Annotated in this window: 19 protein-coding genes; 8 read left to right on the top strand and 11 right to left on the bottom strand. The window is 69.3% G+C overall.

What is annotated here, in order from left to right:
• The first annotated feature begins 224 nt into the window (after positions 1-224).
• Complete coding sequence (gene acnA, locus IAI53_RS05305; protein ID WP_187717081.1) at positions 225-2,933, top strand: aconitate hydratase AcnA; 2,709 nt, start codon at positions 225-227, stop codon at positions 2,931-2,933.
• A gap of 531 nt (positions 2,934-3,464) precedes the next feature.
• Here the strand turns inward: acnA and IAI53_RS05300 are convergent.
• Complete coding sequence (locus tag IAI53_RS05300; RefSeq protein WP_187717080.1) at positions 3,465-4,187, bottom strand: DUF502 domain-containing protein; 723 nt, start codon at positions 4,185-4,187, stop codon at positions 3,465-3,467.
• Positions 4,188-4,288: 101 nt separating this feature from the next.
• On the opposite strand from IAI53_RS05300, the gene IAI53_RS05295 reads away from it, so the two are divergent.
• Positions 4,289-4,693, top strand: a complete 405-nt coding sequence (locus tag IAI53_RS05295; protein WP_187717079.1) for a YchJ family protein — start codon at positions 4,289-4,291, stop codon at positions 4,691-4,693.
• A 10-nt stretch (positions 4,694-4,703) separates the two neighbouring features.
• Here the strand turns inward: IAI53_RS05295 and IAI53_RS05290 are convergent, their stop codons facing one another.
• On the bottom strand, positions 4,704-5,870 hold the full coding sequence (locus IAI53_RS05290) for a glutaredoxin family protein (protein WP_187717078.1): 1,167 nt from the start codon (positions 5,868-5,870) through the stop codon (positions 4,704-4,706).
• Positions 5,871-5,997: 127 nt separating this feature from the next.
• Between IAI53_RS05290 and IAI53_RS05285 the strand changes: the two genes are divergently transcribed.
• A complete protein-coding gene (locus IAI53_RS05285; protein ID WP_187717077.1) occupies positions 5,998-6,381 on the top strand; it encodes a DUF6394 family protein in 384 nt (127 codons plus the stop codon).
• 19 nt (positions 6,382-6,400) lie between these two features.
• A complete protein-coding gene (locus IAI53_RS05280) occupies positions 6,401-8,140 on the top strand; it encodes a potassium channel family protein (RefSeq protein ID WP_187717076.1) in 1,740 nt (579 codons plus the stop codon).
• Positions 8,141-8,558: 418 nt separating this feature from the next.
• Here IAI53_RS05280 and IAI53_RS05275 read toward each other — a convergent pair whose 3' ends face one another.
• Positions 8,559-8,783, bottom strand: coding sequence for an RNA-binding S4 domain-containing protein (locus IAI53_RS05275; protein WP_187717075.1), 225 nt, complete (start codon positions 8,781-8,783; stop codon positions 8,559-8,561).
• Positions 8,784-8,862: 79 nt separating this feature from the next.
• Between IAI53_RS05275 and IAI53_RS05270 the strand changes: the two genes are divergently transcribed.
• Entirely contained in the window at positions 8,863-9,771 is a 909-nt protein-coding gene (locus IAI53_RS05270; RefSeq protein ID WP_187717074.1) for an ATP adenylyltransferase family protein, read from the top strand.
• Here the strand turns inward: IAI53_RS05270 and IAI53_RS05265 are convergent, their stop codons facing one another.
• The 6 genes from IAI53_RS05265 to IAI53_RS05240 form a co-directional block, all read right to left on the bottom strand.
• Complete coding sequence (locus tag IAI53_RS05265) at positions 9,772-10,131, bottom strand: YkgJ family cysteine cluster protein (RefSeq protein ID WP_187717073.1); 360 nt, start codon at positions 10,129-10,131, stop codon at positions 9,772-9,774. It abuts the gene before it with no gap.
• A 257-nt stretch (positions 10,132-10,388) separates the two neighbouring features.
• The gene (locus IAI53_RS05260; RefSeq protein WP_187717072.1) at positions 10,389-10,730 is read right to left on the bottom strand and encodes a YkgJ family cysteine cluster protein; all 342 of its coding nucleotides are present in this window, start codon (positions 10,728-10,730) and stop codon (positions 10,389-10,391) included.
• Positions 10,727-11,437, bottom strand: a complete 711-nt coding sequence (locus tag IAI53_RS05255) for a UPF0149 family protein (protein ID WP_187717071.1) — start codon at positions 11,435-11,437, stop codon at positions 10,727-10,729. The genes IAI53_RS05260 and IAI53_RS05255 overlap by 4 nt, the downstream gene beginning before the upstream one ends.
• Positions 11,434-12,165, bottom strand: a complete 732-nt coding sequence (gene trmB, locus IAI53_RS05250; RefSeq protein ID WP_187717070.1) for a tRNA (guanine(46)-N(7))-methyltransferase TrmB — start codon at positions 12,163-12,165, stop codon at positions 11,434-11,436. Before trmB ends, IAI53_RS05255 begins: the two co-directional genes overlap by 4 nt.
• 40 nt (positions 12,166-12,205) lie before the next feature.
• Complete coding sequence (locus tag IAI53_RS05245) at positions 12,206-13,198, bottom strand: tRNA dihydrouridine synthase (RefSeq protein ID WP_187717069.1); 993 nt, start codon at positions 13,196-13,198, stop codon at positions 12,206-12,208.
• A gap of 85 nt (positions 13,199-13,283) precedes the next feature.
• Positions 13,284-14,522: an ABC transporter substrate-binding protein gene (locus IAI53_RS05240; RefSeq protein ID WP_187717068.1), complete on the bottom strand. Its 1,239-nt coding sequence runs from the start codon at positions 14,520-14,522 to the stop codon at positions 13,284-13,286.
• Positions 14,523-14,782: 260 nt separating this feature from the next.
• Between IAI53_RS05240 and rpmE the strand changes: the two genes are divergently transcribed.
• From rpmE to pgi, 3 genes are all read left to right on the top strand, one after another.
• The gene (gene rpmE, locus IAI53_RS05235; RefSeq protein ID WP_187717067.1) at positions 14,783-15,001 is read left to right on the top strand and encodes a 50S ribosomal protein L31; all 219 of its coding nucleotides are present in this window, start codon (positions 14,783-14,785) and stop codon (positions 14,999-15,001) included.
• A gap of 150 nt (positions 15,002-15,151) precedes the next feature.
• On the top strand, positions 15,152-16,792 hold the full coding sequence (locus tag IAI53_RS05230; RefSeq protein WP_187717066.1) for an ArnT family glycosyltransferase: 1,641 nt from the start codon (positions 15,152-15,154) through the stop codon (positions 16,790-16,792).
• Positions 16,785-18,422, top strand: coding sequence for a glucose-6-phosphate isomerase (gene pgi / locus IAI53_RS05225; protein ID WP_187717065.1), 1,638 nt, complete (start codon positions 16,785-16,787; stop codon positions 18,420-18,422). The genes IAI53_RS05230 and pgi overlap by 8 nt, the downstream gene beginning before the upstream one ends.
• Here pgi and IAI53_RS05220 read toward each other — a convergent pair.
• Both IAI53_RS05220 and orn read right to left on the bottom strand, forming a co-directional pair.
• Positions 18,413-18,574, bottom strand: a complete 162-nt coding sequence (locus IAI53_RS05220) for a hypothetical protein (RefSeq protein ID WP_187718017.1) — start codon at positions 18,572-18,574, stop codon at positions 18,413-18,415. The two genes, pgi and IAI53_RS05220, sit on opposite strands and share 10 nt — an antisense overlap.
• Before the next feature lie 8 nt (positions 18,575-18,582).
• Positions 18,583-19,131 (bottom strand): oligoribonuclease, encoded by a 549-nt coding sequence (orn, locus tag IAI53_RS05215; protein ID WP_187717064.1) that lies wholly within the window; start codon positions 19,129-19,131, stop codon positions 18,583-18,585.
• Positions 19,132-19,229 lie beyond the last annotated feature (98 nt).

The raw sequence follows: 19,229 nt of genomic DNA, 5'->3' as shown, positions 1-19,229 counted from the left end.
ACGCAACATCGAAACGCGGGTCAGGCCGAATTCTACCCGCCGCCGCCCCGCCGCGCATCAGCCCCTTGCACCCCCGGCGCAGGGAAAACGGACATCGCGAAATGCGTCCGCCTGCACTACAAGACAAAGGGACAGACCCGATGCGGCGGGGAACACCCCGCGGCCGCGCGCGGTCCGATTTCACACGTCATCCCGAACAATCCACTCTTGCCCGGGAGCAAGCCATGCCTGACAAATCCTTCGACACGCTGAAGACCTTCTCCACCCCTTCTGGGCGCAGCGGCCTGCTGCACGAGCTCGCCGCGCTGGAACGCGCCGGCCTGGGCCGCGTTTCGCGCCTGCCGGTGTCCATCCGCATCGTGCTGGAAGCGGTGCTGCGCAACTGCGACGGTCGCAAGGTGACCACCGAGCACGTGCGCCAACTGGCCGGCTGGCGGCCGGACGCGCCGCGCACCGAGGAGATTCCCTTCGTGGTCGCCCGCGTGGTGCTGCAGGACTTCACCGGCGTACCCCTGCTCGCCGACCTTGCGGCGATGCGCAACGTGGCCGCCGACATGGGCCAGGACCCGAAGAAGATCGAGCCGCTGGTGCCGGTGGACCTGGTGGTGGACCACTCGGTGCAGGTGGACCACTACGGCACCCCGCAGGCCCTGCGCCAGAACATGGAACTGGAGTTCGAGCGCAACCGCGAGCGCTACCAGTTCATGAAATGGGGCATGCAGGCCTTCGACACCTTCAAGGTGGTGCCGCCGGGCATCGGCATCGTGCATCAGGTGAACCTGGAATACCTGTTCCGCGGCGTGCGCAGTGCGGACACGCCAGACGGCACGCTCTACTTCCCCGACACCCTGGTGGGTACCGATTCGCACACCACCATGATCAACGGCGTGGGCGTGGTGGGCTGGGGCGTGGGCGGCATCGAGGCGGAAGCGGCGATGCTGGGGCAGCCGGTGTATTTCCTCACCCCGGACGTGATCGGCGTTGAACTGAAGGGCTGTCTCAACGAAGGCGTGACCGCCACCGACCTTGTGCTGACCGTTACCGAGATGCTGCGCCGCGAGAAGGTGGTGGGCAAGTTCGTCGAGTTCTTCGGCGAAGGCACCGCCAGCCTGTCGGTGACCGACCGCGCCACCATCGCCAACATGGCCCCGGAATACGGCGCGACCATGGGCTTCTTCCCGGTGGACGACAAGACCGTGGCCTACATGCGCGGCACCGGGCGCAGCGAGGAGGAATGCGAGCTGTTCGAGGCCTGGTTCCGCGCCCAGGGCCTGTTCGGCGTGCCGCGTGCCGGCGAGGTGGACTACACCCGCGTGCTTAGCCTGGACCTGGCGGACATCGTGCCCTCGCTGGCCGGGCCGAAGCGCCCGCAGGACCGCATTGCGCTGGCCGACATGGAAGACGCCTTCGACCGCCTGCTGGAAACGCCCGAGGTGGACGACGGCTTCGGCGTGCCGGAAGCCTCGCTCGGCACGCGCTTCCCCACCCGCCTGCCCGGCGTCAGCCTGGGGCACGGCGACGTGCTGATCGCGGCTATCACCTCCTGCACCAACACCAGCAACCCGGCGGTGCTGATCGCCGCCGGCCTGCTGGCGAAGAAGGCGGTGGACAAGGGCCTGGCGGTGGCGCCGCACATCAAGACCTCGCTGGCGCCGGGATCGCGCGTGGTCACCGACTACCTGGAGAAGGCCGGCCTGCTCGAACCCTTGGCCAAGCTGGGTTTTGCGCTGGCGGGCTATGGATGCACCACCTGCATCGGCAACTCCGGCGACCTGGCGCCGGAGCTGAACGAGGCGATCAACGACAACAAGGTGATCGCCGCCGCGGTGCTCTCCGGCAACCGCAACTTCGAGGCGCGCATTCACCCGAACATCCGCGCCAACTTTCTCGCCTCGCCGCCGTTGGTGGTGGCCTTCGCCATCGCCGGGCGCGCGAATGCCGACCTGGTGAATGAGCCGCTCGGCACCGGCAGCGACGGCCACCACGTTTACCTGCGCGACATCTGGCCGAGCTCCGAGGAGATCAACGCGGTGATGCCCTACGCCATGGACCCGCCCACCTTCCGCCGCCTGTACGCCGACTTCACCCGCGACCACGACCTGTGGAACGCGATTCCGGCCCCGACCGGCCAGGTCTACGACTGGCCGGCCTCCAGCTACATCGCCCGCCCGCCCTTCTTCGACGGCTTCGGCATGAAGCCCGGCGGCATCGGCGACATCACCGGCGCGCGCACCCTGCTGCTGCTCGGCGACTCGGTGACCACCGACCACATCTCCCCCGCGGGCTCCTTCGGCGAGGCCACGCCCGCCGGCAAATGGCTGAAATCGCAGGGCGTGGAGCGCAAGGACTTCAACTCCTACGGCTCGCGGCGCGGCCACCACGACGTGATGGTGCGCAGCACCTTCGCCAACGTGCGGGTGAAGAACCTGATGATCCCGCCGCGCGAGGACGGCTCGCGGGTGGAAGGCGGCCACACCTTGCTGGACGGCAAGCAGACCACGGTGTTCGAGGCCGCCAGCGCCTGGCAGAAGCGCGGCGTGCCGACCATCGTCTTTGCCGGCGAGGAATACGGCACCGGCTCCAGCCGTGACTGGGCGGCCAAGGGCACCGCGCTGCTGGGCGTGAAGGCGGTGGTGGCGAGGAGCTTCGAGCGCATCCACCGCTCCAACCTGGTCGGCATGGGCGTGCTGCCGCTGCAGTTCAAGAACGATGACAGCTGGCAGAAGCTGGGCCTCACCGGCGAGGAAAGCTTTGACGTGCTCGGCGTCTCGGCCGACCTGCAGCCGCAGCAGGACCTTACCCTGGTGATCCACGGCGCCGACGGCAGCCGGCGCGAAGTGCCGGTGCTGTGCCGCATCGACACGCCCATCGAGGTGGACTACTACCGCCACGGCGGCATCCTGCCCTACGTGCTGAGGGAGATCCTGGCCTGACAAGGCGTTAATTTAAGCGACGACCGGGGCCGATGCGACATCGCCCCCTGTAGGAGCGGCCTTGGCCGCGATTACGGCGTGCGGAACAACGAGAACCGCATCGCGGCCAAGGCCGCTCCTACATGCGCACCGGGCTCCGTGCCGCCGTCACGCGGCGACGGTGCCAGTTCACACGCCAGACGTCCCGGTTGCCGTGCGCCTTGCCGGCAGATCAGCCCTCGCCCCCTGTAGGAGCGGCCTTGGCCGCGATTGCGGCGTGCGGAACAACGAAAGCCGCATCGCGGCCAAGGCCGCTCCTACATGCGCGCTGGGCTCCGTGCCGCCGTCACGCGGCGACGGTGCCAGTTCACACGCCAGACCTCCCGGTCGCTGTGCGCCTTGCCGGCGGATCGGCCCTCGCCCCCTGTAGGAGCGGCCTTGGCCGCGATTGCGGCGTGCGGAACAACGAGAACCGCATCGCGGCCAAGGCCGCTCCTACATGCGCGCCGGGCTTCGTGCCGTCGTCACGCGGCGACGGGGCCAGTTCAAACATCAGCCCTTCGCTGCCCCTTCTGCCGGCGGTTCCGGCCGGAGGGCGTCGGCATCGACCGAGGGCGGGTTCCTGAAGCGGATCTGCTCGGGCGAGGTGGCGCCGCCGGTCATCACGAAGCTCATCGCCTCGTCCATGGTCCAGTCGGTGGACACCACCTGGGAGATGGGCACGATCTCGATGTAGCCCGAGGTGGGGTTGGGCGAGGTCGGCACATACACTGCGGCCAGATCCTCGCCGCTGGACTCGTCGCGGATCACCCGGGTGACGAAGCCCACCGCCTTCATCTGCTCCGACGGGAAGTTGATCAGCACCACGCGCTGTACCCCGGCGGGCTTCTCCTTGACCGCGGCGAGAAAACGCTTGGTGCCGCCGTAGATGGCCGCCACCAGCGGGATGCCCTGCACCAGGCGTTCCATCCAGTCGATGATGCGCTGGCCGATCACCTGGGTGGCGAACCAGCCCAGCAGGTAGAACACCAGCACGGTGAACACCAGGCCGAGGAAGGACTGGAACAGCGGCTGCAGCAGAAAGTCCGCCACGCTGGGGGCGGGGCCGCGCAGTGCGCGCGCCAGCGCCACCACCCAGGGAATGCCCATCTTGGACAACTGCGAGAACAGGAAATCGAACACCAGCCAGGTCACCCACAGCGGCGCGGCGGTCAGCACGCCGACGATCAGGTAGCGGCGGGTGTGCTTGATGCGTTCATGCGACTTGGCGGTCATCGTGTCATGGCCCTGCGATCGGTGGCGGTAAGCGCCACAAGTGTAACAAGCCCCTCCGGCGCTATGATGCGCGCTTTGCCGCAGCACCGTTGACCACAGCCATGCCCGCCAAGCGCACCGCCTCCCCCGCCTGCCCCTGCCAGTCCGGCCTGCCCTACGCCGACTGTTGCGGGCCCGCCCATGACGGCAGCCGCCCGCCTGCCACGGCCGAAGCGCTGATGCGCTCGCGGTACAGCGCCTACGCGCTGCGCCTGACCGACTGGCTGCTGGCCACCGCACATCCGTCCACCCGCCCGGAATCGATCGACCCTGCCGAGCTGGCGGCGGCCAAGTGGATAGGCCTGCAGGTGCTGCGCCACGAACAGACCGGCCCGGACGAGGCCATCGTCGAGTTCATCGCCCGCTGTCGCGTCGGCGGCCGGGCTTCGCGCCTGCATGAGACGAGCCGCTTCGTCCGCGAGGACGGACACTGGTACTACGTGGACGGCGACCTGCACGAAGGCTGAAACCGCCGGCTCAGGCGATGCTGAGCCACTCCGGACGGAACAGCATCGCCAGCCCGATCCCCAGCAACAGCACCCCACCGCCTACGCGCAGGACGCGCGCGAAACGCGCCGACAGGCCGGTGACCTGCAGCGTGATCATCGCCACCGCGAACACCGCCAGGTCGTCGAGCATGAAGAAGAACAGGTAGAGCGCCAGGTAGGCGTAGTGCTGCCCGGCGGGCAGTTCGTTCATCGCCAGCACCTGGGCATAGACCGCCGGCAGGCCCGCCGAGCACAGCAGTTCGACCAGGTTCACCGCCACCGCCAGCCCGACGATGCCCGCCAGCGCGAGCAGGAAGCGCGGTTCGGCCGCCGCACCGCGCAGGCGCTCGAACACCTTGCGGCGCCCGTCCGACTGGCCGACCGGGCAGGCCATCTGCGGATTGCGCAGCACGTCGATCAGGTAATAGCCACCCGCAGCCAGCGCCACCACGGCGATCGCGCTGCGCACCCAGTTCGTTGCGGCCATGAACTGCAGGGCATTGAGCCAGGCGGCCATGAACAGGAAATACACCCCGGCGGAGGCCAGCAGGAAGGCCGCGCCCAGCGTCCAGCGGCGCAGGGCGTCCTGCATCGGCACCAGCAGGCCGAGCAGGAACACCAGCACCCACATCGCGCACGGGTTGAAGCCGTCGAGCGTGCCGAGCAGCACGGTCAGCGCGGGCAAGGAGAGGCCCTGCAGCTGCAACTCGCCGAGCATGGGCAGGCGCACCGAGGGCGGCGGCGAAGGCGGCGCAAGTTCGCCCTGTGGCGCGTTGGTCTGCAAGCCGGTGAGCAGATCCACGCAGTCGTTGGCCCTGCAGTGCTCGATGGCCGCCAGCCAGGCCCGCCCGCTGCCCTCGGGACCGTCGAAGCCGAGGAAGACCTGGTTGCCGATCACCACCATGGGCACGCTGGGCCGTTCGATGCCCACCGCCTCGACGATGGCCATGAAGGCCTCGCGGGCCGGCCCTTCGGCGCTGATCTCGTGGGTGCGCAGATCGACCTCGCCGCCGGCCAGCGGCGCGAGGAAGGCGATTGCCCGCTCGCAGTGCGGGCAGCCCTGCTGCCAGAACACGTGCACGCCCACCTCCGCCGCGGCCGGCGCCACGACGAAGGAAAGCAGAAGGCCAAGCAGCCACGCACGCAAGCTGTTCATGAGCAGATGCTAACGCTGCCCTCCCGCGAGGATGTTGACCGGCGGCAAGCACTGCGTGCCCGGGAGCACGGCAAGGCGCCGGGGGAGCCCCTATAATGGCCGGGCCCCAAGCCACCCGGATGCCATCGTGAACCTGGAAAAAGTCATCTTCGGCTTCTTCATCGTACTCGCCGCCACGCTCAATTTCGGCTTCTTCATCGGCGACATCGACAATCCGTCACATCACGACATATACGAACTGTTCGCCGCCATCGTGGTGAGCCTGATCGCCACCGTGCTCAAGTTCGGCGACCGCACGCAGATCGGCGCGGTGCATCTGTCCACCAGCCTGGTGGCCGACCTGCAGCTGATCGCCGCCGCCATGGTGTGGGGCTACGCGGCACACATCGCCCCGGCCGGCCTCACCCCGGACATGACCGCCAAGATCGTCTCGCTGTCCGGCGGCGCGCTGCTCGCCAACTTCATCTCGGTGGTCATCCTGATCGCCGAGACCATCATGCAGCGGCGCTGAACGCCGCCGGGCATCCGCGATGACGCCCCTGCCCCGCCATCAGAGCATCTTCTTCCTGATCATGCGGCGCCTGCGCGCGCCGCTGATCCTGCTGATCTCCATCATCGCCATCTCGGTGCTGGGGCTGACGCTGTCGCCGGGCGTGGACGCCGACGGCCGGGTGCATTACCTGAGCTTCTTCCACGCCTTCTACTTCATCAGCTACACCGCCACCACCATCGGCTTCGGCGAGATCCTCTACGACTTCTCCGACCAGCAGCGCCTGTGGGTGACGATCTGCATCTACCTGTCGGTGGTCGGCTGGGCCTACACCGTGGGCACGGTGTTCTCCCTGCTCTCCGACCGCAGCCTGCGCCAGGCGGTGCAGACCCAGCGCTTCATGCGCGCGGTGCGGCGCCTGCGCGAGCCCTTCTTCCTGGTGTGCGGCTATGGCGAGACCGGCCGGCTGATCTGCAGCGCGCTCGACCGCCTCGGCCAGCGCGCGGTAGTGGTGGAGATGGACGAGAACAAGGTCGGCGAAGTCGACCTGCACGGCTACGCCGCCGACGTACCGGCCCTGGCGGCCGACGCCTCCAACCCCGAGACCCTGCGCTTCGCCGGCCTGACCAGCCCGCACTGCGTGGGCGTGATCGCGCTCACCAACGACGACAGCGCCAACCTGGCCATCGCCATCGCCGCCCGCCTGCTGGCCCCCCGCCTGCCGGCCCTGTGCCGCGCGGAATCGGCGGAAACCGCGGCCAACATGGCCTCCTTCGGCACGCGCCACATCATCAACCCCTTCGAGAAGTTCGGCGACTACCTCGGGCTGGCGCTGCAGTCGCCGCCCGCCTGGCAGCTGCTGGCCTGGCTCACCGGCCTGCCCGGCACCACGGTGGAGCACCACCGCGAGCCGCCGCGCGGCAAGTGGATCCTGTGCGGGCACGGGCGCTTCGGCCGGGTCATGGTGCAGGCGCTCGACCGCAAGGAAGTGCCGCTGACCATCATCGACCGCCACCCGCCGGACGACGTCGACCACCGCTGGGTGCAGGGCGACGGCACCGGGGCGCCGGCGCTCAACGCCGCCGGCGTGAAGGACGCGGTCGGCATCGTCGCCGGCACCAGCTCGGACGTGGACAACCTGTCCATCGCCGTCACCGCGCGCGAACTGAACCGCGAGCTGTTCATCGTGCTGCGGCAGAACCACTACAGCAACCACGCGCTGTTCGACGCCTTCGACGCCGACTTCAACATGGTGCCGAGCGAGATCATCGCCCATGAGTGCCTGGCCATCCTCACCACCCCGCTGCTGGTGCCTTTCCTGGAGGAGATGAAGCAGCGCGACGAGGAATGGTGCAACTGGCTGCTCAAGCGCCTGACCGGCCGCTTCGGCTGGGACGTGCCCACCGTGTGGAGCGAGCGCATCAACCTGTCCCGCACGCCCGCGCTCTACCGCCGGCTGATGGCCGGCGAGGACATCACCCTGGACGCCCTGCTGCGTTCGCCGCACAACCGCAACGAATACCTCGCCTGCGAGGCGGTGTACATGGAGCGCGACGACGACGACCATCTGATCATGCCGCGCGGCGAAACGGTGGTGCGTGCGGGAGACGAGTTGCTGCTGGTCGGCCGCCGCGCCGCGCGCAGCGACCTTGCGCTATGCCTGGCGAACGAGCATGCGCTGACCTACGTGCTCACCGGCGAGGACCTCCCCGGCGGATGGATCTGGGAAAAGCTGGCCGGCCGACGCAAGGCTCGCGTACATCGCCGCCTGCCCGGCTGAATACCGCATCCCCTGTAGGAGCGGCCTTGGCCGCGATGCGGCATGTGCAGCTACCACCGCCGTGATCGCGGCCAAGGCCGCTCCTACAGCACCCCCGCCCTGTTCGCGAGCGTTCAGGCTTCGCCTTCTGCCACCAGCACCACTCTTTCACCGGCAAAGCTCACCCGCATCCAGCACGCACCATCCCCCGTGTAGGAGCGGCCTTGGCCGCGATACTCATCGGCGAGGACCTGCCCTGCGGATGGATCTGGGAGAAGCTGTCCGGCCGACGCAAGGCTCGCGTACATCGCCGCCTGCCCGGCTGAACACCGCATCCCCTGTAGGAGCGGCCTTGGCCGCGATGCGGCATGTGCAGCTACCACCGCTGCAATCGCGGCCAAGGCCGCTCCTACAGCACCCCTGCCGCGCTCGCGGGCGTTCAGGCTTCGCCTTCTGCCACCAGCACCACTGTTTCGCCGGCAAAGCTCACCCGCTGGCCGGGGCGCAGTTTTGCGCGTTTGCGGCTTTCGACCTTGCCGTCCACCTGCACCTGGCCGGCCTCGACCGCCGCGTGCGCGGCGCCGCCGGAGTCCACCAGGCCCAGTGTCTTGAGCAACTGGTCGAGCTGGATGTGGTCGCCCCGTACGGCGAAGTTCTGTGACATGCTGTGCTCCGGCGCCGCCCGGCGGCAGCGCGTAAAATTGCGCGGACCCGGATTGTCGCCGAGAACCCTGCCCGCTGCCATGTCTTCGCCTGCCTCCCTCGCTCCCTCTCCCGCCGCGCACCCGTCCGGGCTACTCGCGGACATCGACCGGACGCGTGCCGGCGCGCTCGCGCAGGACATCCTGCAGCCCATCCACACGGAACAGGCCGCGCTCGAGCCCGTGGTCCTGCCCTTCACCGTGCGCTGGATCTCCAGCATCGAACGCAAGCACGCGGCGCGCGAACAGGCCGCCGGACGGCGGGACGGCAACTTCAACCCCTTTCTGCCGCCCGAACCCGAACTCACCGTCGGCCCGCTCGGCGAGGCGCATCTGGCGGTGCTGAACAAGTTTCCGGTGATCGACCGCCATCTGCTGGTGATCACCCGCGCCTACGAGGCGCAGACCGCCCCGCTCACCGCGGCGGACTTTGCCGCGCTGGCCCGGGTGATGGGGCCGCTCGGCGGACTGGGCTTCTACAACGGCGGGGCGACGGCCGGCGCCAGCCAGCATCACAAGCATCTGCAATGGATTCCCGCCGCGGCGGGCGAGGCCTCGCTGCGCGCCTATGCCGACCGGCTCGCGCAGCAGCCGCCGCACACCGGCACGCGCACGCTTGCCGGCCTGCCCTTCCGCCACGCCTTCGTCTCGCTGGCCGCGGTCGACTGGACGCTTCCGGACGAGGCCGGCCCCCGGCTGCACGAGGCCTTCGCGGCCGCCTGCACGGCGCTGGACCTGCCTCCGAACGCCGACCCGATGCCGCCCTACAACCTGCTGCTCGACCGCGACTGGCTGATGGTGGTCCCCCGGCGCCACGAGCACTGGCAGGACATCTCGGTGAACGCGCTGGGATTTGCCGGCTCGCTGTTCGTGCGCCGGCCCGCGCAGATCGAGCAGATCCGCGCGGTCGGCCCGCTGGCCCTGCTCGCTGCCGTCGGCGAGGCGGCCTGATCAGGCCGCTTGCGGCAGGGGAAAGAAGGGCAGCGGCGGCAGGCCGATGGTGGCCCGCAGCTCGTCGCACTTGGGATTGGGCGTGCCGTCGTCGAAGTACACCGGGAATTCGCGGCAGGGCGTCGGCCGGTTCTCGTAGATGGTGCACGCCACCGCTTCACCCAGCGTGCCGGACAGCGCACTGCAGCGGCGCGGCACGTCGTTGCTGCCTTTCATGCAGCGCAGATGCGGCGTGAGCTTCTCGGTCATCTCGGCCGGCACGAAGCCACCAGGGGCATCGTCGGCTTCCGCCCAGTAGAAGGAAATACGGAAATGGGTGCAGCAGATGCCGCACTCGATACAGGGATTGTAGGTTTCCATGCCCAACACACACGCTCGGATACGCGAGGGCGTGCCGGGGCACACCCACCGGATCGACGACGCGCTGCGCGCCTGCTGGACATCTGCCCCGCGGAACGCGGGACGGGAAGGAATTGTTCGGGCGGCCTATCGACCTCGGCGCGCGGATTCTAGCGATTCGCCTGCCGAAATCAAGCGCCAAATAGCGCCCTAAGCCGTTGTTTTAACGAACGTTTTGTGCAAATTGTATTTGCCGGAAACGACTATTGCCGAAATCTTCAGAGCGGCGCCAGGCCATGCCGCCTGCGGGCGCGGGCACAGGCCTCGTCGCCCATGCCCAGCGGCGCGTAGGGCGCGAAGTCGCGACACGGCGGCGGGCGGCGGTCGTAGATGCCGCACTCGACCGCCACGCCGATCTCTCCCCGCAGCGCGATGCAGCGCGGCTCCGCGGCGTCGGTGCCGCGCATGCGCACCAGCTGGGCGGTGACCGGCACGGTGAGCGCATCGGGCACGCCGTCTGCCTCGCGGCTCGCCAGGCAGGCCGGATGAAAATCCACCCGGAAAGCGGCGCAGCACGCGCCGCAGCGCGTGCACGGGTCGCTGCCCGCGGCCGCGCTCACGCCTTGTCGGCCCCGCAGCACTTCTTGTACTTCTTGCCGCTGCCGCAGGGGCAGGGATCGTTGCGCCCCGGGCCGGCCGGTGCGGCGGAAACGGACTGCTCGACCTGCAGCAGCGCGGGGCCGCTCAAGCCCGCGGCCTGCCAGCGCCCGCGGATGCGCGCCACCGCCTGGCCGGCCTCTTCCAGCCACAGCAGGCGGGTTTCCTCGTCCGCGGTTTCGGCCGCGGGGCTGCCCCAGGTAGCGGCCAGTTGGGCGATCTCCTCGCGCACTGCGGTGGCGGCCTCCTCGGGCACCAGCGTTTCCCAGTCTTCCGGCCACAGCTCCAGGCCTTGGGTGAAGCCGGCCATCCATTCTTCGCCGATGGCCAGGGTGTCGCCCTCGCCGGCCGCATAGCAGAACGGCTCCCAGCTCTCCTCGGCGCCGATGGTGGCCACCAGTTCGTTGTGGTAGCGCAGCACCAGGCGGATGGCCTGCTGCATCTGCCGGCCGGAACCGAAGGAGACCTCGTCCTCATGCGCGCTCCATACCGCCGGCAGCCAGCCGCCCGGCGCTATCGGGTGCGGACTGGCGATCACGCCGGCGAGAAAGCCGTCGAGCATCTCCAGGTCCATGCAGTCCTCCGGCACCACGTCCGAGGTCAGCAGCTCTTCGAGCGCCTCGAATTCGTCATCGCTGAGGATGTGGGCCTCGATCTCGTTCTGGTTCATTGCTGCACTCCGGTGGTTGTTGTCTGCATGCCTGGTCCTGCGCTCGCCTGCCCCGCCCCGCTGCCGAGATCGCAGCCCAGGCGGAACAGGGCCTGGCCCGAATCGCGGTACTTGCGCTCGAAGGGCGTCAGCGGCACCTCCGCCTGGAACTGTTCCCAGGCGATCTGCCGTCCGCAGGCCATGCCAAGCGCAAGGGCGAACTCTTCAATATAGACCTGCCAGTTGCTGCGGCACTCGAGCACGCCACCCAGTTTCGGTATCCACGGGAATACCGGGTGCGCATGCCAGCGCCGTGCGAGATGGCCGATCTTGGGCCAGGGATTGGGGTAGAGGATGTAGTGCCGCGCCAGCTGCAGGCCCTGGTCGGCCAGCAGGCGCCAGTAGTCGACCAGATCCGCGCGCACGAACACCATGTTGGTGGGCAGCAGCGCATCGGGATACGGCTTGCGGCGGTTGAGCCGGTCGGCCGACTGGTCGACGCCGATCACCCAGTGGTCCGGGTATTCGCGGGCGATCTGGATGGTGCTGTGGCCGACGCCGCAGCCGGCATCCAGGATCAGCGGGGCGCGGCGGTCCCAGCCCGCCAGGCTGATCTCGAAGGCGGCGCGGTTGTAATCGGCATAGGGCTTGCGGAAGGGCTCGCGCAGGTGGCGCGCCACCCGTTCGGCGAGCTTGTCATGCACGCCCTGCTGGGCGCTGGAGGGAATGCGGGAATTGGCGTAGCTCACGTGTTCGGCGTCGATGGCGGAGGGTGCGGAAGGGGCGGGCTCAGGCCGCCAGCGCTTCCGGTGCGGCAAGGATACCGTGGCGCGCCAGCACCACGTCCACTTCCTGCGGCAGGCGCAGCACGCGGACATCGTCGAACAGGCGCTGGGCTGCCGGGTAGTTGCGCCGCAGCAGCCCCAGCCACTGCTTGAGACGGCCGGGGGCGTGGCGGGCCGCCACCCGCATGCGCACCAGTTGCCAGAAGTGCGCCAGCAGTGGTCGGAGTTCGGCCCATTCGCGCTCGCGCAGCGCCGGGTCGGCTGCCGCCTCGTCGGTCAGGCCCAGACGGATGCGGCGCGCGAGGAAGGGGTCGGCCACCGCGCCGCGGCCGAGCATCACGTCGCTGGCACCGCTCACCGCACGGCAGCGCCGCCAGTCGGCCTCGCACCAGACTTCGCCGTTGGCGGCCACCGCCACCGGCACGGCGTCGGCGATCCGCCCCACCCACTCCCAGTGCGCGGGGGGCCGGTAGCCGTCAGCCTTGGTGCGGGCATGCACCACCAGTTCATCCACGCCGCCGTCGACCAGGGCCTGGGCACACTCGACCGCCCGCGCTGTTTCGCTCACGCCCAGGCGCATCTTGGCGCTGAAGGGCATGCCGCGCGGCACTGCGGCACGCACCGCGCCGGCGATGCGGTGCAGCAGTTCCGGCTCGTCGAGCAGCACCGCCCCGCCGCGATGGCGATTCACAGTGGGCGCCGGGCAGCCGAAGTTGAGATCGATCCCCGCGGGCCCGAGCGCGGCCAGCACCCCGGCGCTGCCGGCCATGAGCGCGGGATCGGAGCCGAGCAGCTGCACCCGCACCGGCGTGCCGGCCGAGGTCCGGCCGGCACTGGCCAGCTCCGGGCTTATGCGGCGGAAGTAGCGCCGGGGCAGGACCGTACCCGACACGCGGGCGAACTCGGTCACCGCATGGTCGTAGCCGCCGACGCGGGTGAGGACGTCCCGCAAGGGAAAATCGAGCAGGCCCTCCATGGGCGCGAGCAGCAGGCGCAAGATGACGATCCGGGCGTTGGCAAGACGCGCGATTGTAGTTCAAGGCCCGCCTCCCCGCGCACCGCCGGCTCCACCCGCTCGCGGCTCAGCGCGCTTCGGCGGCCTGCTTGCGTCGCAGGGCCACGCTGCGCCGCGCATCTTCCGCGAAGGCGTAGTCGACCCTGCCGTCGCGCACCACGCCGAGCACCAGCATGTTCTCGGTGATGGCGTCGTGATCGCGATCGGAGAAGGGCCGGATGTAGGTGGTCACCACGCCTTCGACACCGCGATCGAGTTGTTCCAGCGCCGCGCGGATGCGCTCGCCATCGGCAGAGCCCGCGGTCACCAGCGCGCTGAACAGCAGGCGCATGGCGTCGTAGCCCTGCGCTGCGGACATCGCCGACTCCATTGCCTCGTCACCATAGCGGCGGCGGAAGTCCTCGATGAATTGCCGGTGACGGGTGTTCTGGCTGCCGGGGATGAAGGTCTGCACCGCCATCACGCCCTCGCCCGCCGCGCCGGCCTGGTCGAGGAAGTTGCGCATCTGCACCGTCCAGCTCCCATAGAGCGGCACCGACCAGCCCATGGCCGCGCGGTCGCGGGCAATCGCCGCGAGTTCGGGGCCGATGCCGAACATCACCACCGCCTGCGCCTCGGCACGCTGGGCGGCGGCAAGCTGCTTCTTCATGTCGCGGTCGCCGATGGCAAAACGCTGCACCGCGACCGGCTGCACGCCGAACCCGGCCAGCGCCGCCTCGAGATCCGCGCGCTCGGCCTCGCCATAGCCGGTGTCGTCGGCGAGGATCGCAATCCGTTGCAGTCCACGGTCCTTGACCAGATGGCGGGCGAGGAAGAGGTTGCTGACCCCGGTACGTGGCGAAACCCGGAAAACGAAGCTCTTGCGCTCGGCGGTCGGCGCGTGCCGGGCGGTGAGCTCGGAGCCGGTGGACACCGCCACGAGCAAGGGCACCCGCGCCTTCTGGTAGTGGTCGATGGACGCCAGCCCCACGCCGGTATTGACGATGCCCACGGTCGCCACCACCTTCTCGCGCTCGATCAGCTCCTGGGCGATCGCCGCGCCCTTCTGCGGATTGGCCTCGTCGTCGCGCTCGACCAGTTCGATGCGCCGCCCGAGCACGCCGCCGACGTATTCGTTGATCTCCTCGACCGCCATGCGTATGCCGAGGCGCATGCTGTTGCCCATAGGCGCACTACCGCCGGTGAATGGACCGGACAGTCCGATCTTCAAGCTTTCCTGTGCCCCGGCGACGAGCGGAATGCTCAGGCACAGCGCCAGGCTGGCACGGCCAAGGTAGCGGGTGAAACGATTGCAGCTGCGAAACATGTCGGTCTCCTCCACGTCATCGCTTCCAAGGCAATGATCGGGCTGGACTTTACCCAGCAGGGGCAGCGCAGCGGCATTCGGGCTTACCCCATCGGGATCGACCCGAACCGCCTTTCAGGGCGTCAAGCTGCCGCCATCCCGCACGCGCCTCGCCCTTGCCGCTCGCCGGCCTTGCGGTAATTCCCGCGCTGCGGGATAATCCCCGCCTTTCACCACCCAGGGCGGCCACATTCACCGCCCGCCTGTACCAAGGACCGAACATGAAAGCGGACATCCATCCCAGCTACAACGACGTCGAGGTGACCTGCTCCTGCGGCAACACCTTCACGACCCGCTCCACCATGAGCAAGCCCAGCCTGCACGTCGAAGTCTGCTCCGCCTGCCACCCGTTCTACACCGGCAAGCAGAAGATCGTCGACACCGCCGGCCGCGTCGAGCGTTTCCGCCAGAAGTACGGCAACGTCCAGCGCCTCGGCTGATCGGACAGCGTTCCGCGAGGAAGGCAGCTACGGCTGCCTTTTTTGTTGTCCGTACCGTACGCTGCCGGCGCTGGCCATCCAGGCAGGATACAATCGCCTGCTTGATTCTCCGGTCATCACCGGCGCCCCTGCAGACACTCCGACGCGCAGATGTCCAGCACCCCCGCATTCTCCACTTCGCTGATCCACCGGCTGTTCAGCCCGCTCGGCCTGATCGCGCTGGCAGCGCTGTACCTGCTGGTCGGCCTCACCGGGCACGACCCCTGGCGCGGCGACGACGCAGCCCACTTCGGCCCGGTGCTCGGCATGCTGCAGGGCGAGGGGCTGCTGTTCCCGCGCCTGGCCGGCCAACCGGTCACCGATTTTCCGCCGCTTTACTACTGGGCCGCAGCGCTGCTGGCCAGACTCTTCTCGTGGCTGCTGCCGCTGCACGACGGCGCGCGACTGGCGAGCGCGCTGTTTGCCGCGCTGACGCTGTACTGGATCGCCCGCGCAGCCGAGAAACTCCATGGCCGCGAGGCGCGCACGCCCGCCGTGCTGCTTACCCTCGGCACGCTCGGCCTGGTCATTCACGCGCACGAGACGCAGCCCATGCTGGCGCTGATCGCCATGCAGGCGCTCACCCTGGCCGGCCTGGCGCATCTGCGCAGCGCGCCGCTCGCCGGCGCACTGCAGGCATCGCTCGGCGCGGCGCTGGCCTTCCTGGCCGGCGGCTTTGCCGCTGCATTGCTGACCCTGCCACTTTTCGTGCTGGTCCTGCTGGTCAGCCGTGAATGTCACACGCCGCGTACCAGCGGCGCCCTGTTGCTGGGCCTGTGTCTCGCGCTGACCCTCGGTGCGGCCTGGCCGCTGGCCCTGCATTACCAGGAACCCGAGCTGTTCAGGCTCTGGTGGACCGGGGACTGGGGGGCGCTCGGGAGCAACCCGATACCGGTCGCGGAGTACGGCAGGGTCCTTGAGGACATCGGCTGGTTCGTGTGGCCGCTGTGGCCGATCGCGCTGTGGGGGCTGTGGATCGGGCGCCGCCGCCTGCTGGGCCTGCCGATCGTACTGCCGGTGGCCGCCGTGATACTGGCCGCGATCTGGCTGTTCATCGACGACTACGACCGCCCCGCCGCGCTGCTCGTGCTGATTCCGCCCCTCGCCTTGCTGGCGGCGTCCGGCGTGCCGCAACTGCGGCGCGGCGCGGCCAACGCCTTCGACTGGTTCGGCGTGATGACCTTCGGGGTGTTCGGCATCCTGGTATGGCTGGGCTGGAGCGCACAGGTCTTTGCCTGGCCGCCCGGGCTCGCGCGCCACGTCGAACGCTACGGCGCGGACTTCGTGCTGCACGGCTCGACCACGCTGGCGGCGATCGGCGCCATCATCACGCTCGTCTGGCTGGTGCTGGCCTGGCGCCTGCCGCGCAGCCCCAACCGCGCGCCCGGCAACTGGGCGCTGGGCATGACCATGCTCTGGTGCCTGGCAGTCACCCTGCTGATGCCCTGGTTCGACCACGGCCGCAGCTACCGCCCGCCGGTGGAATCGCTGGCCGGCGTGCTGGCGGACGAACACTCCGACTGCGTGGCGGCCACCGGCCTGTCTCCCGCGGTGCGCGCATCGCTCGACTATTACGCCGGACTCCGCCCCGAGGCGGTGAGCCCGGCCGGCAGCCCGTGCAGGCTGCTGCTGGTGCACGACGACCGCCGCGAGGGGCCGCGCAAGCTGCCCGACGACTGGACGCTGCTGTGGGAACACCGCCGCGGCGGCGGCAAGCAACTGGACATCTTCAGACTCTATCGACGTGACTGATACCTTCCTGCCGCCCGATCGCCTGCCCGCCTGGCAGGCCTTGAGAACCCATCGCGAACGTCTGGCCGCCGCGCGGGTGGCAGACCTGTTCGATGCGGACCCGGGACGCTTCGACACCCTCTCCCTGAGCGCCTGCGGCCTGCTGGCCGACTTTTCCCGCCAGCGCATCGACCGCAGCGCACTCGACGCCCTGATCGAACTGGCCCACCAGGCGCGACTCCCGGAAGGGGTGGACGCCCTGTTCCGCGGCGAGCGCCTGAACCACACCGAAGGCCGCGCAGCCTTGCACATGGCCCTGCGTGGCGGCTGCCCGCCACCGGCCGCCGACGCCGCGCAACTGCAGGACACCGCCACGCGCATGCGCACCCTGGCCCGCGAACTGCGCGCCGGCGCACTCAAGGGCGCCAGCGGCCGGCCGATCCGCCGGGTGGTCAATCTGGGCATCGGCGGCTCCGACCTGGGCCCGCGCATGGTCGCCGAGGCGCTCGCCGGCCCGGCGGCGAAGCACCCGGTCACGGTGCACTTCGCCGCCAACATCGACCCCCAGGAACTGGACGAAGTGCTGTCCGGCGCCGATCCGGCCGAGACGCTGTTCATCGTTGCCTCCAAGAGCTTCACCACCGCCGAAACCCTCGCCAACGCCGAGGCCGCGCGCGCCTGGCTGCGCGCCGCACTGGGCGCGGACGCCGACATCGGCGCGCATTTCGCCGCGGTGACCAACGCCGTGGCCGCCGCGGTGGATTTCGGCATCGCCGAACAGCGCCTGCTGCCGATGCCCGACTGGGTGGGTGGACGCTACTCGGTGTGGTCGGCCATCGGCCTGCCGCTGCTGATCGCACTGGGCGAAGACGGCTTCGACGCGCTGCTCGCCGGCGCACGGGCGATGGACGAGCACTTCCGCAGTGCGCCGCTGGCCGCCAACCTGCCGGTGCTGATGGGACTGCTGGGCCTGTGGAACACCGACTTCCTCGACCAGGAAACCCTGGCGGTGCTGCCCTACGCCCACGGGCTGCGCAGCTTCCCGGCCTGGCTGCAGCAGCTGGAAATGGAGAGCAACGGCAAGCGCACGCTGCGCGACGGCAGCAGCACCGCGGTGATGACTTCGCCGGTGGTCTGGGGCGGTGCCGGCACCGTCGGCCAGCATGCCTTCCACCAGCTGTTCTACCAGGGCACGCGGGCGATTCCGGTGGACTTCATCGTGGTCGCCGGCGGTGAGGACGCGCGTCGCCAGGCCCTGGCCAACAACGCGCTCGCCCAGGCCGCCGCCCTCACCCACGGACGCAGCCTGGACGAAGCGGTCGCCGCCCTGCGCGAGCGCGGCGCGGACGACGCCGAGATCCGCCGCCTGGCGCCGCATCTGGCGATTCCCGGCAACCAGGCCAGCACCACGGTGCTGCTGCCGCGCCTCGATGCCTACTCACTCGGCGCGCTGATGGCGCTCTACGAGCACAAGGTGTTCGTGCAGGGCTGGATCTGGGGGATCAACAGCTTCGACCAGTACGGGGTGGAACTGGGCAAGGAGATGGCACGGCGCCTGTCGGACGCCACCTCCTCGGCCCGCCGCGATGGCGCGACGATCGGCCTGCAGCGGGCCATCGCCGCATTGCGCCGCGGCGATCCCTACCCGTAGATCAGGCACATGCCCGGGCTGCTCACCCGTGGCGTGAAATAGCCCAGCAGATAGAAGAAGGCCACCACCAGCGCAATCGCCAGCAGCCTGCGCCAGCGCGCCCGCAGCCACCCGGTGGCGCGGGCCAGCATGACACGCGGGGAGTGGCCCACGACCGCGCTCAGGACAGTCGCAGGAAGTTGTCGCGGTAGTGGCGCAGTTCGGCGATCGACTCGTGGATGTCCGCGAGCGCCTCGTGCTTGCCCTTCTTCTCCACGCCCTTGTACACCTCCGGCCGCCAGCGCTTGGCAAGTTCCTTCAGGGTGGACACGTCCAGGTTGCGGTAGTGGAACCAGGCTTCCAGCTGCGGCATGTAGCGTGCCATGAAGCGGCGGTCCTGGCACACCGAGTTGCCGCACATCGGCGAGGTGCGCGCCGGCACCCACTCCTTGAGGAAGGCCAGCATCTGCTGCTCGGCCTCGGCCTCGCCCACGGTGGACGCCTTCACCCGCGCAGTCAGCCCGGACTTGCCGTGCGTGTTGCGGTTCCATTCGTCCATCGCGTCGAGCACCGCATCGGGCTGGTGGACCGCAATCACCGGCGCCTCGGCGACCACGTTGAGCTGCCCATCGGTGATGACGACGGCGATTTCGATGATGCGGTCACGGTCGGGCTCCAGCCCGGTCATCTCCATGTCCAGCCAGATGAGGTGGTTCTGATCCTGTGCCATAATCCTTCGGCCATAAGCGAAACAATCGAGGCGCCGATTGTGTCACAGAATGCAGCGCGCCTCGCCCTTGCTGCGCCGCCTTTCCTGCCCCGACACGA

Origin of the sequence: Thauera sedimentorum, assembly GCF_014489115.1 — a bacterium.
Lineage (GTDB): Bacteria > Pseudomonadota > Gammaproteobacteria > Burkholderiales > Rhodocyclaceae > Pseudothauera > Pseudothauera sedimentorum.
This window is presented reverse-complemented; position numbering and strand designations above follow the sequence as displayed.